This window comes from Microbacterium luteolum (assembly GCF_039533965.1).
Taxonomy (GTDB): domain Bacteria; phylum Actinomycetota; class Actinomycetes; order Actinomycetales; family Microbacteriaceae; genus Microbacterium; species Microbacterium luteolum.
Window position 1 is genome coordinate 1 of record NZ_BAAAUN010000001.1, and the last position, 14943, is coordinate 14943.

At 69.8% G+C, this 14943-nt stretch carries 15 protein-coding genes and 1 rRNA gene; all 16 read left to right on the top strand.

Annotation, left to right across the window (positions count from 1 at the left end; genetic code table 11):
- A 5S ribosomal RNA gene (gene rrf / locus ABD648_RS00005) occupies nucleotides 1–97 on the top strand; the annotation flags it as partial.
- A gap of 68 nt (nucleotides 98–165) precedes the next feature.
- Complete coding sequence (locus tag ABD648_RS00010; protein ID WP_282216709.1) at nucleotides 166–2007, top strand: primosomal protein; 1842 nt, start codon at nucleotides 166–168, stop codon at nucleotides 2005–2007.
- The gene (locus tag ABD648_RS00015) at nucleotides 2007–3047 is read left to right on the top strand and encodes an HAD-IIA family hydrolase (protein ID WP_282216710.1); all 1041 of its coding nucleotides are present in this window, start codon (nucleotides 2007–2009) and stop codon (nucleotides 3045–3047) included. The genes ABD648_RS00010 and ABD648_RS00015 overlap by 1 nt, the downstream gene beginning before the upstream one ends.
- Nucleotides 3048–3101: 54 nt before the next feature.
- A complete protein-coding gene (locus ABD648_RS00020) occupies nucleotides 3102–3278 on the top strand; it encodes a hypothetical protein (RefSeq protein WP_282216711.1) in 177 nt (58 codons plus the stop codon).
- Complete coding sequence (locus ABD648_RS00025; protein ID WP_282216712.1) at nucleotides 3275–4072, top strand: TlyA family RNA methyltransferase; 798 nt, start codon at nucleotides 3275–3277, stop codon at nucleotides 4070–4072. Before ABD648_RS00020 ends, ABD648_RS00025 begins: the two co-directional genes overlap by 4 nt.
- The gene (locus ABD648_RS00030; RefSeq protein ID WP_282216713.1) at nucleotides 4069–4989 is read left to right on the top strand and encodes an NAD kinase; all 921 of its coding nucleotides are present in this window, start codon (nucleotides 4069–4071) and stop codon (nucleotides 4987–4989) included. The genes ABD648_RS00025 and ABD648_RS00030 overlap by 4 nt, the downstream gene beginning before the upstream one ends.
- On the top strand, nucleotides 4986–6677 hold the full coding sequence (gene recN, locus ABD648_RS00035; RefSeq protein WP_282216714.1) for a DNA repair protein RecN: 1692 nt from the start codon (nucleotides 4986–4988) through the stop codon (nucleotides 6675–6677). The genes ABD648_RS00030 and recN overlap by 4 nt, the downstream gene beginning before the upstream one ends.
- A gap of 17 nt (nucleotides 6678–6694) precedes the next feature.
- Nucleotides 6695–8392 (top strand): CTP synthase, encoded by a 1698-nt coding sequence (gene pyrG, locus ABD648_RS00040; RefSeq protein ID WP_282216715.1) that lies wholly within the window; start codon nucleotides 6695–6697, stop codon nucleotides 8390–8392.
- Nucleotides 8385–8984 (top strand): NUDIX domain-containing protein, encoded by a 600-nt coding sequence (locus ABD648_RS00045; RefSeq protein ID WP_425561688.1) that lies wholly within the window; start codon nucleotides 8385–8387, stop codon nucleotides 8982–8984. The genes pyrG and ABD648_RS00045 overlap by 8 nt, the downstream gene beginning before the upstream one ends.
- A gap of 2 nt (nucleotides 8985–8986) precedes the next feature.
- Nucleotides 8987–9889, top strand: coding sequence for a site-specific tyrosine recombinase XerD (xerD, locus tag ABD648_RS00050; RefSeq protein ID WP_282216716.1), 903 nt, complete (start codon nucleotides 8987–8989; stop codon nucleotides 9887–9889).
- A 136-nt stretch (nucleotides 9890–10025) separates the two neighbouring features.
- Nucleotides 10026–10859, top strand: a complete 834-nt coding sequence (locus ABD648_RS00055) for a ParA family protein (protein WP_282217465.1) — start codon at nucleotides 10026–10028, stop codon at nucleotides 10857–10859.
- Nucleotides 10843–11679: a segregation and condensation protein A gene (locus tag ABD648_RS00060; protein ID WP_282216717.1), complete on the top strand. Its 837-nt coding sequence runs from the start codon at nucleotides 10843–10845 to the stop codon at nucleotides 11677–11679. Before ABD648_RS00055 ends, ABD648_RS00060 begins: the two co-directional genes overlap by 17 nt.
- Nucleotides 11669–12274, top strand: a complete 606-nt coding sequence (gene scpB, locus ABD648_RS00065) for an SMC-Scp complex subunit ScpB (RefSeq protein ID WP_282216718.1) — start codon at nucleotides 11669–11671, stop codon at nucleotides 12272–12274. The genes ABD648_RS00060 and scpB overlap by 11 nt, the downstream gene beginning before the upstream one ends.
- Complete coding sequence (locus ABD648_RS00070) at nucleotides 12271–13080, top strand: pseudouridine synthase (protein ID WP_282216719.1); 810 nt, start codon at nucleotides 12271–12273, stop codon at nucleotides 13078–13080. Before scpB ends, ABD648_RS00070 begins: the two co-directional genes overlap by 4 nt.
- Nucleotides 13077–14213 (top strand): prephenate dehydrogenase, encoded by a 1137-nt coding sequence (locus tag ABD648_RS00075; RefSeq protein WP_282216720.1) that lies wholly within the window; start codon nucleotides 13077–13079, stop codon nucleotides 14211–14213. Before ABD648_RS00070 ends, ABD648_RS00075 begins: the two co-directional genes overlap by 4 nt.
- Complete coding sequence (cmk, locus tag ABD648_RS00080; protein WP_282216721.1) at nucleotides 14206–14910, top strand: (d)CMP kinase; 705 nt, start codon at nucleotides 14206–14208, stop codon at nucleotides 14908–14910. The genes ABD648_RS00075 and cmk overlap by 8 nt, the downstream gene beginning before the upstream one ends.
- Nucleotides 14911–14943 lie beyond the last annotated feature (33 nt).

Here is a 14943-nt window from a genome sequence, read left to right on the forward strand (position 1 = left end):
GGAAACGCCCGGTTACATTCCGAACCCGGAAGCTAAGCCTCACAGCGCCGATGGTACTGCAGGGGGGACCCTGTGGGAGAGTAGGACACCGCCGGACTTCTTTTAAGCAAATGGCCACCCATCGATGGGTGGCCATTTTGCGTTTATACGAAAACAGGGAGCATCATGCCGGAAGACGAAGAGCGCCGTCCGCGTCGCGACAACGACAACGGATCGCGCAATCAGCGTCCTTCCGGCGGCCGCCCCGCATACAACCGCGACTCCGCGCCTCGCCGCGACGGCGACAACCGCTCCGGGGACCGCGCACCGCGTCGTGAGGGTGGCGGCTACAACCGTGATTCTGCTCCGCGTCGTGAGGGTGGCGGGTACAACCGCGACTCCGCTCCGCGTCGTGACGGCGACAACCGCTCCGGCGATCGCGCCCCTCGTCGCGAGGGCGGGGGCTACAACCGTGACTCGGCTCCTCGTCGTGAGGGTGGCGGGTACAACCGTGACTCTGCTCCGCGCCGTGAGGGTGGCGGCTACAACCGCGACTCGGCACCTCGTCGTGAGGGTGGCGGCTACAACCGCGACTCGGCACCTCGTCGTGAGGGTGGCAGCTACAACCGCGACTCTGCACCGCGTCGTGAGGGTGGCAGCTACAACCGTGACTCGGCACCTCGTCGCGATGGCGACAACCGCTCCGGCGACCGCGCTCCGCGTCGCGAGAGTGGCGGCTATAACCGTGACTCGGCTCCGCGTCGTGAGGGTGGCGGGTACAACCGCGACTCGGCACCTCGTCGTGAGGGTGGCAGCTACAACCGCGATTCCGCGCCTCGTCGTGAGGGTGGCGGGTACAACCGCGACTCCGCTCCGCGTCGTGAGGGTGGCAGCTACAACCGCGACTCTGCGCCTCGTCGTGAGGGTGGCGGGTACAACCGCGATTCCGCTCCTCGCCGCGATTCCGGATCCGACCGCGACCGCGCCCGTTCCTACCCGCAGCGCGGGGGCTCGGGGCGCGAGCGCCCGGTCCAGGCGGCGGACGAGCGTCCGCGCTTCAACGACCCGCACATCCCGGATGAAGTCACGGCCCGCGACCTGCACACCTCAGCGCGCAATGAGCTCAAGACACTGAGCAAGGAGAACGCGGAGCTCGTCGCCCGCCACCTCGCCATGGCCTCCCAGCTCATCGACGAGGATCCGGCGCTGGCTCACGAGCACGCGCTGGCGGCCTCGCGCCGTGCCGGACGTATCGCCATCGTGCGCGAGACGCTCGGTATCACCGCCTACGCGACCGAGGACTTCGCTCTCGCTCTGCGCGAGCTGCGCACCTACCGTCGCATCTCCGGCAAGGACGACCAGATCGCCCTCATGGTGGACAGCGAACGCGGTATCGGTCGACCGGACCGCGCCCTCGAGACCGGCCGCGCCGTCGATCGCACGGCTCTCACGACACCGGTGCGGGTGGCGCTCGCGATCGCGATGTCGGGTGCGCGTCTGGACCAGGGCGATCTCGAACTGGCGCTGGGCGAGCTCGAGATCCCGGAACTCGACCCCGATCGCGCCTTCGAGTGGAGCCCGGCGCTGTTCGCAGCGCGCGCCGCCGTGCTCGAGGACCTCGGTCGCGAGGAGGAAGCGGCCTTCTGGGCACACCGGGCCGATGTCGCCGCCGAGGCTCTCGGCGTCGATGAAGCCGGCGATGAGGAGCTCTTCGTCGAGGACGGCCTCATCGAGGGCGACTTCGACGACGACGAGACCGCCTCGGATGCTGACGCCGAGGCTGCCGGAGAGCCCGCCGTTGAGGAGCCTTCTGCAGAAGGCGCAGCAGAAGACTCTGCTACCGACGAGCACGCAGCAGAGGACTCTGCAACCGACGAGCCTGCCGCCGATGAAGCCGCAGCCGACAAGTTCACGGTCGAGGACGAGGTCCGCGAACTCCTCGGCGAGGACGACGACTCCGACGACTCGGGCGACTCCGACGACTCTGGGGACGACGAGAAGGCTCAGGGCACGGAGCAGGACGCGTAGTGGCGCTGTTCTCCCGGAAGCGGCCGGCCGCGTCCACTCCGCTCGACGGCGTCGACACGGTCCTGGCCGATCTGGACGGTGTGGTCTACGCCGGCCCCGGCGCGCTCCCGTTCGCGGTCGACAGCCTGAACCGCGCGGGGGAGTCGGCTCGCCTCGGCTACATCACGAACAACGCTGCCCGCACCGATGCGTCCGTCGCGGAGCACCTGAGCAGCCTCGGTCTCGAGGTCGCGGCATCCGACGTCGTGACGAGCCCGCAGGCCGCGATGCGCCTTCTGGCCGGCATCCTTCCTGCTCCTGCCACGATCCTCGTGGTCGGCGGAGACGGTCTGGTCGACGAGGTCACGAAAGCCGGCTACACGGTCACCCGCAGCGCCGAGGACTCCCCGGCCGCGGTCGTGCAGGGATTCGCTCCCGAAGTGGCCTGGACAGACCTGGCCGAGGCGGCGTTCGCCCTCAAGCTGCCCGAGGAAGAGGGTGGCATTCCCTGGATCGCCACGAACACCGACTGGACGATTCCGCGCGAGCGCGGTGTCGCCCCCGGGAACGGCACCCTGGTGTCTGCCGTGCACACCGCGATCGGCCGCCTGGCGACCGTCGCCGGCAAGCCGGAGGCTCCGATCTTCGAGGAGGCCCTCGCGCGCTTCGGCGCGCAGAAGGCGCTGTTCATCGGCGACCGCCTCGACACCGACATCATGGGAGCGAGTCGGGTCGGCATCGACTCGGTACTGGTACTCACCGGCATCGATCGCCCCAAGCACGTGCTGGCTGCTCCGGAGGGCTCGCGTCCCACTTACATCCTCGGCGACCTGCGCGAGCTGCACGAGCCGTACCCGGAGGTGATCGAGAAGGACGGCGTGTTCCACGTGAACGGAGCCGCCGTGCGCGTGTCCGGCGCGGATGTCGAGATCGTCGCCGAATCGGGCGTGCAGATCGACCTGCTCCGGGCAGGCGCCGCGGCGATCTGGGCATCCGGCATACCGGTGTTCGTCCTGCGCGTTCCCGAGCGCCTCTACGACGATCCGTTCCACCGGCCCTGATCCGGGGCCGCCGTGGCTCCGTCTTCTGTCCGCCGGGCCGCGTACAGTAGGACCGTGAGCGATGAGACGACGAGCACGCCGACCGACGGTCTGTGGAGTCGCCTGCGCCTGATCGAGGGACAGCCGCTCCCCGCCCGTGCCGATGCCTATTCGGCCCTGCACGACGAGCTCTCCCGCCGCCTCGAGACCGGCGCGAAGCTCGACCAACGGGAGACCCCGGGATCCCGATGACGCGACTCGACGCCGCCCTCGCCGCCCGAGGACTCGCCCGGTCGCGCAGCCACGCCGCCACCCTCATCTCCGAGGGGCTCGTGAGCGTCGACGGCCGACCGGTCGTGAAGTCGTCGACGCCGGTGACCGACGAGGCGGAGATCACGATCGCCGGCTCCGACCACTACGTCGGCCGTGCCGCGCACAAGCTCATCGCGGGCCTGGACGGCTTCGCGATCCCGGTGGCGGGAAGGCTCGCGCTCGACATGGGCGCCTCGACCGGTGGCTTCACCCAGGTGCTGCGTGAGCGCGGCGCCCGACGAGTGCTCGCTGTCGACGTGGGGCACGGCCAGTTGGCGCCGTCGATCGCCGCCGACGAAGGCGTGGTGGCCGTCGAGGGCTACAACGTGCGCCACATGACGCCGGAGAATCTCGCCGCGGCGACGGGGGAGCAGTCGCCACCGGAGCTCCTCGTCGGCGACCTGTCGTTCATCTCCCTCGAGCTCGTGCTGCCGGCCGTCGCGGGAGTCGCCGCGCCGGGATCCGACATCCTGCTCCTCGTGAAGCCGCAGTTCGAGGTCGGCCGCACCGCCGTGCGCGGCGGTCTGGTGACCGACCCCGCCACGCGCGCGGATGCCGTCGCCCGGACCGTATGGAGCGCCTGGGATATCGGCCTCGGCATGCTCGGCATCCTTCCCTCCCCGATCCTCGGCACGCACGGCAACGCCGAATATCTCGTGCACCTCGCGCCGGGACGAGGCAGCAATCCGACAGAATGGTTGGACAGCATCAATCGACTGGCAGGGGGACGATGAACGAGCGCAGGATCCTGGTCGTCGCCCACGCCGGCCGCGTCGAGACCGTGGAGGCGGCGCGTCGCGTGATCGACGCGCTGCGTGGCGCGGGCGCCCGCCCGTTCCTCGCCGCAGACGACCACGCCGCGCTCACCGCGGTCGACGGCTTCTTCACCGACGTCGACGTGCTCGACGGCTCGTCCGAGTCCGCGGACCTCGAGCTCGCGATCGTGCTGGGCGGGGACGGAACCATCCTTCGGGCGGCCGAGCTCGTCCGTGACAGCGGTGCGCCCGTGCTCGGCATCAACATGGGGCACGTCGGCTTCCTCGCGGAGATCGACCGCGATGACATGGATGACGCGGTGCGCCGCGTGATCGACCGGGACTACGAGGTCGAGGAGCGTCTCGCGCTGTCCGTGCGGGTGAAGGATGCCGCAGGCGCGGTCGTCTTCGACACCTGGGCGCTCAACGAGGCGACGGTCGAGAAAGCCAGCCGCGAGCGGATGATCGAGGTCGTGCTCGAGATCGACGGCCGACCGCTGTCCAGTTTCGCGTGCGACGGCATGGTGGTCTCGACGCCGACCGGATCGACCGCCTACAACTTCTCCGCCGGCGGGCCGGTGATCTGGCCGAGCGTCGAGGCGATCGCCGTGGTGCCGCTGTCGGCGCACGCGCTGTTCGCCAAGCCGCTCGTCGTCAGTCCCGACGCCGCTGTCGCCATCGAGATGCTGGAGCGCACCGACGGCTCCGGCATCCTGTGGTGCGATGGCCGGCGCTCGCACGACCTGCCTCCGGGCGCGCGCGTCGTCGTCCGCCGGTCCTCCCGTCCGGTGCGCCTGGCACGCCTGCACCACGCCGCCTTCACCGACCGTCTCGTGCGCAAGTTCCGTCTGCCCGTCGAAGGATGGCGCGGGCAGGAGCCGGGGAAGACGCCATGATCGAGGAGATGCGGATGCAGGGCCTCGGCGTGATCGCCGACGCGGTGCTGCCCCTCGGGCCCGGCTTCACGGCGATCACGGGCGAGACCGGCGCGGGCAAGACGATGGTGGTCACGGGCCTCGGACTGCTGCTGGGTCAGCGCGCCGATTCCGGTGCCGTGCGCGCGGGGTCCGCGCAGGCCTCGGTCGCCGGTGTCTGGATCGTCCCCGAGAAGGGCGATGTCGCCGATATCGTGACGGATGCCGGGGGCGAGCTCGAACCCGCCGGCACCGACCTCGCCGAGCTCTATGTGTCGCGCACCCTGAGCGCCGAGGGCCGCAGTCGTGCCAGTGTCGGCGGTCGCGCTGCCCCTGCCGGCGTGCTGTCCGCTCTCGCCGAGGAACTCGTGGTCGTTCATGGCCAGTCCGAGCAGCTCCGGCTGCGCTCAGCAGCCGCGCAGCGCGACGCGCTCGACCGCTTCGGCGGCGCTCCCGTCGCGAAAGCCCTCGAGGCGTACACGGCATCCTTCGCCCGCTGGCGGGCGCTCGACGCCGAGATCACCGAGATATCCGAGAACCGCGATCGCCGTGCCGAGGAGGCTACGCGTCTCCGCGAGGCCCTCGCACTCATCGAAGCGACCGCGCCGGAGCCGGGGGAGGACCAGGAGCTCAGCGAACGCGCCGAACGCCTCGCCAACTCCGAGGAGCTGCGACTGGCGGCATCCCTCGCCCACGGCGCGCTGTCCAGCGAGGAGGGCGAGCCCGATGCGTCCGCCCTCGTCGCCGAGGCCCGCCGTCTGCTCGAGCGCGTGTCCGACTCGAAGCTCACAGAGATCGCGGAGAGCATCGCCGACATCGGCTATCGCATAGCGGATGTCGCCGGCCTCCTGTCCGCGTACCTCGCGGATCTCGACGAATCGGGGCCGCACGAGCTCGCCGCCGTCGAGGAACGTCGCGCCGCCCTGGGAACGCTGGTCCGCGCGCACGGTTCGCTCGATGAGGCGCTCGAGGTGTGGCGGACCGGGTCTGCGCGTCTCGCCGAACTCGACGACGACGGAGACCAGATCGAGCGGCTCGCCGAGGAACGGGATGCGGTGCGTGCCGAGCTCGACGCGCACGCCGCCGTCCTGACCGCCGAGCGCACATCGGCCGCGACGCGTCTGGGCGCGGCGGTCACCGAGGAGCTGCATGCCCTCGCGATGCCGGACGCGCGTCTCGAGGTGGCCGTTTCGGAAGGCGCCGAGAGCACGCACGGCCGCGACGACGTCGCGATCCTCCTCGCGCCGCACCCGGGCGCCGAGCCCCGTTCCGTCGGAAAGGGCGCCTCCGGGGGGGAGCTCTCCCGGGTGATGCTGGCGATCGAGGTCGTCATCGCCGGAACCGACCCGGTGCCGACCTTCGTCTTCGACGAGGTCGACGCGGGCATCGGCGGTGCTGCGGCGATCGAAGTGGGACGGCGACTCGCCCGGCTTGCAGAGAAGTCGCAAGTCATCGCGGTCACGCATCTCGCGCAGGTCGCGGCCTTCGCGAACAATCACCTGTCCGTCGTGAAGGCCAACGACGGCGCCGTCACCGCCTCCAGTGTGCGGCTTCTGGAGGGCGAGGAGCGGGAGGCCGAGATGGCCCGCCTGCTGTCGGGACTCGCCGATTCGGACGCTGCACTGACCCATGCCCGAGAACTTCTCAGCCTCGGCACCCCTGCTGCCTGATAGGATCGAAGCCCGTGATGAACTCTTCTTCTGCGGGGCCCAAGAACGACACGACCAAGCACATTTTTGTGACAGGTGGTGTCGTTTCGTCTTTGGGCAAGGGACTCACGGCGGCCAGCCTGGGCAACCTCCTCACCGCTCGCGGCCTGCGTGTCGTGATGCAGAAGCTCGACCCGTACCTGAACGTCGACCCGGGCACGATGAACCCGTTCCAGCACGGCGAGGTCTTCGTGACCGACGACGGCGCCGAGACCGACCTCGACATCGGCCACTACGAGCGGTTCCTCGACATCAACCTGTCGCAGGCCGCGAACGTGACGACCGGCCAGATCTACTCGCAGGTCATCGCGCGCGAGCGCCGCGGCGAGTACCTCGGAGACACCGTGCAGGTCATCCCGCACATCACCGACGAGATCAAGCGCCGCATGCGCCTGCAGGCGCATGAAGAGCCGCGTCCCGACGTGATCATCACCGAGGTCGGCGGCACGGTCGGCGACATCGAGTCGCAGCCGTTCCTCGAGGCCGCCCGCCAGCTCCGTCACGAGCTCGGCCGCGACAGCGTGTTCTTCGTGCACGTCTCGCTCGTGCCCTTCATGGGCGCGTCCGGCGAGCAGAAGACCAAGCCGACCCAGCACTCGGTCGCCGCCCTCCGCCAGGTCGGCATCCAGCCGGACGCGCTCGTGCTCCGCAGCGACCGCCCGGTCAGCGCGAGCAACCGCAACAAGATCGCGCTCATGTGCGACGTCGACGTTGAAGCCGTGATCAACACGGTCGACCTGCCGAGCATCTACGACATCCCGTCGACGCTGAACGATCAGGGACTCGACTCCTTCATCGTGCGCCGCCTCGGCCTCGCCGAGAAGTCTGCCGAAGAGGTCGACTGGACGCGCTGGAGCAAGGTGCTGCACGCGGTGCACAATCCGAAGCACGAGGTCACGATCGGCCTCGTCGGCAAGTACATCGATCTGCCTGACGCCTACCTCTCCGTGACCGAGGCGCTCAAGGCCGGCGGGTTCGCCCAGGAGACCAAGGTCAACATCCGCTGGATCCCCTCCGACCTCTGCGAGACCCCCGAGGGTGCGCAGGAGCAGCTGGCCCAGCTCGACGGCATCTGCGTGCCCGGTGGCTTCGGCATCCGCGGCATCGAGGGCAAGCTGGGGGCGCTCAAGTTCGCTCGCGAACAGGGCATCCCGACGCTCGGCCTCTGCCTCGGCCTCCAGTGCATGGTGATCGAGTACGCGCGCGACGTGGCCGGCATCGCCGGAGCATCGTCCAGCGAGTTCGATCCCGAGACCTCGGAGCCCGTGATCGCGACGATGGCCGAGCAGATCGAGATCCTCGACGGCGGCGACCTGGGCGGCACGATGCGGCTCGGTCTGTACCAGGCGGCTCTCGCCGAAGGTTCGCTCGCCCGTGAGCTCTACGGCACCCCTGAGGCCTCGGAGCGGCACCGTCACCGCTACGAGGTGAACAACGCGTACCGTGATCGTCTCTCCGAGGCGGGGCTCGTGTTCTCCGGTCTCAACCCGGAACTCGATCTCGTCGAGTACGTCGAGCTGCCGCGCGACGTGCACCCGTACTACATCGCCACGCAGGCGCACCCCGAGCTGCGCTCGCGTCCGACCGCCCCGCACCCGCTGTTCCGCGGGCTCGTCGGCGCCGCGATCGAGCGCCACCGCGCCAGCGAGCTCTTCGACGTCAGCGCCGATGACTGACCCGGTGTCGATGACGGATCCGGTGGGGGAGCTCCGCGACGAGCCCTTCTCGCCCGAGGTGCTCACGAGCGACCTCGTCTACGAGGGCAAGGTCTGGGACGTGCGCTCCGACCGGGTGCGGTACGGCGACGGCGAGATGGTGCGGCAGTACGTCGCGCACACCGGTGCCGTGGCGATCCTCGCGCTGGACGACGACGGCCGTGTCCTGCTGATCCAGCAGTACCGGCATCCGATCCGCCACCGTGACTGGGAGCTCCCGGCCGGCCTCCTCGATGTCGCAGGCGAGGAGCCGCTCGAGGCAGCGAAGCGCGAACTCGCCGAGGAAGCCGACCTGGTCGCCGCGCACTGGGAACCGCTGGTGTCGTCGTGGACCACGCCGGGCGGCAACGACGAGATGATCCACATCTTCCTCGCGACGGGCATCTCGGCCGCCGAGTCCGCGCACGACCGCGAGGACGAGGAGGCCGACATCCGCGTCGAGTGGGTGCCGCTCCCGGCCGCGGTCGACGCGGTCCTCGCCGGGCGCATGCGCAACGGCATCCTGTCGATCGGAGTGCTCGCGGCGTCGCAGAGGCTGCGCGATCGGCCCTGAGGATGCTGCTTCCTCGCGCTCTCGACCTCTACCTGCGGCACGTCACGATCGAGCGCGGTCTGAGCGAGCACACCATCGCCGCCTACCGGCGGGATCTGGGGGGCTATCTGGAGTGGCTGGCGGCTGACGGGATCGTCGACACCGCCGAGATCACCCCGGCGGTGATCGGGCGCTTCATCACGGAGCGATCGTCGGCCGAACCGCCCCCGGCGTCGACCAGCCTCGCCCGGCTGCAGTCGTCGGTGCGGGGCTGGCATCGCTTCCTCGCCAGGGAGGGCGTCGAAGTCGATGACCCGAGCGGGAGGCTCCGCCCGCCGAAGGCGCCGCGTCGGCTTCCGAAAGCTCTGACGATCGACCAGGTCGAGCGCCTTCTCGCAGCGCCGTCGCCGGAAGACCCCGTCGGCATCCGCGATCGCGCCCTGCTCGAGCTGCTGTACGCGACGGGTGCCCGTGTGTCCGAGGCGATCGGGCTCGACGTCGACGACCTCGCTCACGGTGATGTGCTGCGCCTGCGCGGCAAGGGGTCGAAGGAGCGCATCGTGCCGATCGGGTCGTACGCCCGCGATGCCGTCGACGCCTACCTGACCAGAGTGCGCCCGGGGCTCGCCGCGAAGGGACGGGCATCCGCCCGGCTGTTCCTGGGGGCCCGCGGAGCGCCGCTGTCCCGGCAGACCGCCTGGCTGATCATCCGGGCGGCGGCGGAGAGCGCCCAGATCACGAGCGAGGTCTCCCCGCACACGCTGCGGCACTCCTTCGCGACGCACCTGCTGCAGGGCGGCGCCGACGTGCGCGTGGTGCAGGAGCTTCTCGGCCACGCATCGGTCGCGACGACGCAGATCTACACCCACGTGTCGGTCGACACGCTGCGCGACATCTACGCGACCTCGCATCCCCGCGCCCGCTGAGGCGCTGTGCCGCGTGCCGGGAGGCCGGAGAACAGGGCGGCCGCTAGAATCGACCAAGCACGAAGGAGCAGGAGAACCGGTGGTTGAGAAAGCGGCGAAGTCCAGGGCGAAGGCACAGAAGGCCGACGAGACCCCCATGGGACCCACCGGCCGTCCGTATCACGGGTTCGCCACGCCCGAGCCGCTGAAGTCGCACGGTCCGGCGCGCATCATCGCGCTATGCAACCAGAAGGGCGGCGTCGGCAAGACGACGACCACCATCAACCTCGCCGCGGCCCTCGCCGAGTACGGTCGCAAGGTGCTCGCGGTCGACTTCGATCCGCAGGGCGCGCTCTCCGCCGGTCTCGGCATCCAGACGCACGACGTCCCGACGGTCTACGACCTCCTGCTCGACACGAAGCGCGATGCGCACGATGCGATCGTGCACTCGAGCGTTGAGGGCCTCGACGTCATGCCGGCGAACATCGACCTCTCCGCCGCCGAGGTGCATCTCGTCAACGAGGTCGCTCGTGAGACGATCCTCGCCCGCGTGCTCCGCCAGGTGGCGGGGGAGTACGACGTCATCCTCGTGGACTGCCAGCCGTCTCTCGGACTGCTCACCGTGAACGCCCTCACGGCCGCGCACGGCGTGATCATCCCGCTCGAGTGCGAGTTCTTCGCGCTGCGCGGTGTGGCACTGCTGATCGAGACCATCGACAAGGTCCGCGACCGGCTCAACCCGTCGATCACGATGGATGGCTTGCTCGCGACGATGTACGACGCCCGCACGCTGCACTCCCGCGAGGTGCTCGAGCGCGTGGTGGAGACGTTCGGCGACGACGTGCTGGAGACCGTGATCGGCCGCACCGTGAAGTTCCCGGATGCCTCGGTCTCGGGTGTGCCCATCACCGAGTTCGCTCCGGAGCACGCCGCCGCCCAGGCGTACCTGCGGCTGGCGCGGGAGCTGGTCGCCCGTGGCGCCGTCGCCTGACGAGACTCCTGACCGGGCGGACGAGATCGCGGATCCCGCCGAGGGATTCCGTGTCTCGCTGTCGAACTTCGACGGCCCCTTCGACCTGCTGCTGAACCTCATCTCCAAGCACGAGATGGACATCACGGAGGTGTCGCTGAGCGCGGTCACCAACGAGTTCATCGCCTATCTGAGCCAGCTCGACGACGACGAGGAGCTCGATCAGGCATCCGAGTTCCTGGTCGTCGCCGCCACGCTGCTCGACATGAAGGTGGCTGGCCTCCTGCCGCAGGGCGAACTGGTCGACGCCGAGGCGGTGGCGCTGCTCGAAGCCCGTGACCTGCTGTTCGCCCGCCTGCTGCAGTACCGGGCGTTCAAGGAGGTCTCGAGCTGGTTCGCCCGCTGCCTGCAGCGCGAGGATCGACGGCACGTACGCGCGGTGCGCCTCGACGAGAAGCACCGCCGTCAGACGCCGGAGCTCGTCTGGTCGCTCACGGCAGACGACTTCGCCGCCCTCGCGCTCCTCGCCTTCGCGCCGAAGGAGATCCCGCACGTCGGACTCGACCATCTGCACGCGCCGTTGATCAGCATCCGCGAGCAGGCCGCGATCGTCGTGACGCTGCTGCGCGGCACCGAGTCGGTCAGCTTCCGCGAGCTCGTCGCGGGCGTCACCGAGCCGGGCATCGTCGTCGCGCGCTTCATCTCCGTGCTGGAGCTGTACCGCCACGCCGCACTGTCCTTCGAACAACTGGAACCGCTCGGCGAGCTCACGCTGCGCTGGGCAGCCGACGCCTGGTCGGATGAGACTCTGGCGACCCTGGGAGCCGACTATGACCGATGACACTTCGACCGAGACCGTGAGCGAGGAGGTCGTGACCGAATCCCCGCTCTCCGAGCGCATCGAGGCGATCCTGCTGATCGTGGACGAGCCGATCGGCCTGATGGCGCTGGCCGCCGCGGTCGGGTCTCCGGTGCCCGCCGTCCGGCAGACGCTCGAGACGCTCGTCGACGACTACGACGGGCGGGGCCACGGTCCGCGTCGCGGCTTCGAGCTGCGGGAGGTCGGCGGTGGCTGGCGACTCTACGTGCGCGAGGACCACGACGGCCTCGTTGCCGAGTTCATCGGAGGGCAGGCGCCGGCCCGCCTCTCGCAGGCGGCGCTCGAGACCCTCGCCGTGATCGCCTACAAGCAGCCGGTGACGCGCAGTCAGGTCGCCTCCATCCGCGCAGTGAACGTGGACTCCGTGGTCCGCACGCTCCTCGCCCGCGGTCTGATCACCGAGCTGTTCGCCGACTCCGAGACCGGAGCGATCAACTACGGCACGTCCGACGCGCTCCTGCAGCACCTGGGCATCAACTCGCTCGACGAGCTGCCCCCGATCTCCCCGCTGCTCGACGACGGCGCAGACGGCTTCGACGAAGGGACCATCCGATGACTGACGCATCGACAAGCTCAGAGACCGAACAGCAGCCAGAGGGCGTCCGCCTGCAGAAGGTGCTCGCCGCCGCCGGGGTGGCATCGCGCCGCGTCGTCGAGAACTACATCGTCGAGGGGCGCATCCGCGTCAACGGCGTGGTCGTCGAAGAGCTCGGTCGACGGATCGACCCGGAGCACGACCTGGTCGACGTCGACGGCACCGCGATCCAGCTCGACGTCTCCAAGCGGTACGTCATGCTCAACAAGCCGACGGGCGTCGTGAGCAGCATGAAGGACGAGAACGGACGCCCCGACCTCCGTCGTTTCACCGCCGACTACGAGGAGCGCCTGTACAACGTCGGCCGGCTCGACGCCGAGACGAGCGGTCTGCTCATCCTCACCAACGACGGCGGACTGGCCCACGTGCTGGCCCACCCGTCGTTCGGCGTCACGAAGGTGTACATCGCCAAGGTCGAGGGAACGGTCCTGCCACAGACGATTTCGAAGCTCACGAAGGGGATCGAGCTCGACGACGGTCCGATCGCGGCCGACAAGGCGCGGCTGCTCGACACCTCTCGCGGGTCGAGCCTGGTCGAGCTCACCCTCCATTCCGGACGCAACCGCATCGTGCGCCGGATGCTGGCCGCGGTCGGCCACCCCGTGACCGAACTCGTCCGCCGGCAGTTCGGACCGCTCCACCTGGGAACCCTCCCGGCGGGGAAGACGCGGGAACTGACTAAAATCGAACTAGGCGCGCTTTTGACCTTGTCGCGCCAGGATTCCGGTGTCGCCGAGGCGCCAGGCGAGCAGCAGGAGAACGAGTGACCGATACGACGAGTGCGCCCACGGCGCGGAAGGCCGGCGTCGTCGCGCCTCGGCTCTCCGGCACCGTCCGCATCGTCGGTGCCGGTCTGCTCGGCGCGAGCGTCGGGCATGCCCTGCGGGCGAAGGGCGTCGATGTCGTCCTCACCGACGCGTCGCCCGCCCAGCTGCGTCTCGCGGTCGACTACGGAGCCGGACGCCTCGCGGAAGACGATGACACTCCCGCGCTGATCGTCGTCGCCGTGCCGCCCGACGTCACCGCCGACGTGATCGAGGCCGAACTCGCCCGATTCCCCGATGCCGTCGTTACGGACGTCGCGAGCGTCAAGCTCGAGCCGTTCCGCACGCTCCAGGCGCGCGGTGTCGACCTCACCCGCTACATCGGCTCGCACCCGCTCGCCGGTCGTGAGCGCGGGGGAGCGATCTCCGCCCGCGCCGACCTCTTCATCGGCCGTCCCTGGGTGGTCTGCCGTGATGGGGAGACGAAGGCCTCCGACCTCGCGCTCGTCGAGGCGCTCGCGCTGGATGTCGGCGCCATGCCGCTGGAGATGACTCCCGAAGAGCACGACCGCTCGGTCGCGCTCACGTCTCACGTGCCGCAGGTGGTCGCGAGTCTTCTCGCCGCGCGCCTCGCCGGTGCCGAGGAGGGCGCCCTGCGCCTCGCGGGCCAGGGTGTCCGCGACACGACGCGCATCGCGGCATCCGCTCCCGAGCTCTGGGTGCAGATCCTCGGCGCGAACGCCGGACCGGTGGTCGAGATCCTCGATGCGCTGGCCGCCGATCTCGGTGAGATCTCCGACGCCCTGCGTGAACCTGGTGCGCCGGGTGCTCGCCGCGTCGTCGCGGAGACGATCCGCCAGGGGAACGACGGCGTCGACCGCCTCCCCGGCAAGCACGGTCAGAACCAGCGCTTCGAATCGCTCATCGTGATGATCGACGACACCCCCGGTCAGCTCGGGCGCCTCTTCGGCGAGCTCGGCGAGCTCGGTGTGAACGTCGAGGACCTGCGTCTCGAGCACTCGCCGGGAGCGCAGTTCGGCCTGGCGGAGATCAGCGTCGAACCGGCGACACTGCACGGGGCGATCACGGGTCTCCAGGAACGCGGATGGCGGATTGCAGGGAACACGAATGACTGACACCTCGCTCTCGGCCACCGGCGCCACCAAGTTCATCGCGATCGACGGTCCCGCGGGATCCGGCAAGTCCAGCGTGTCGAAGGCCGTCGCGCGCAGGCTCGGCTTCGGCTACCTCGACACGGGGTCGGCCTACCGTGCGCTCGCCTGGCATGTGCTCGACCGCGGAGCGGACACCTCCGACGCGGAAGCCGTGCGCACCGCGGCATCCGAATTCCCCGTCGTGCTCGGTCTCGACCCCGATGACCGCACAGTGCGGGTCGGCGACGTCGAGGTGACCGAGGCGATCCGCGATCCGCGGGTCTCCGGCGCCGTGAGCGGCGTGGCCAAAGTCGCCGAGGTCCGCGCGCAGGTGAACGAGCTGTTCCGTGCCCTCGTCGCAGACGCCGACTATCCGGCGGTCGTCGTCGAAGGCCGTGACATCACGACTGTGGTCGCGCCCGATGCCCCCGTGCGGATCCTTCTGACTGCGGCCCCCGAAGTACGGGCCGCCCGACGCGCCGGCGAACTCGCCGGCGAGAACGCGGATGCCGTCGCCGCAGCGCTGCACGAGCGCGACGCGTCCGACAGCACCGTCGTCGACTTCCTGAACGCCGCGGACGGCGTCGAGGTCGTCGACTCGACGGACCTAGATTTTTCCCAGACCATCGACGCCGTTCTCTCGGTGATCGAGCAACACCGAGGAGCACACCGTGGCTGACGACGAATACGAAGGCGGCCCCGACCAGCTCGC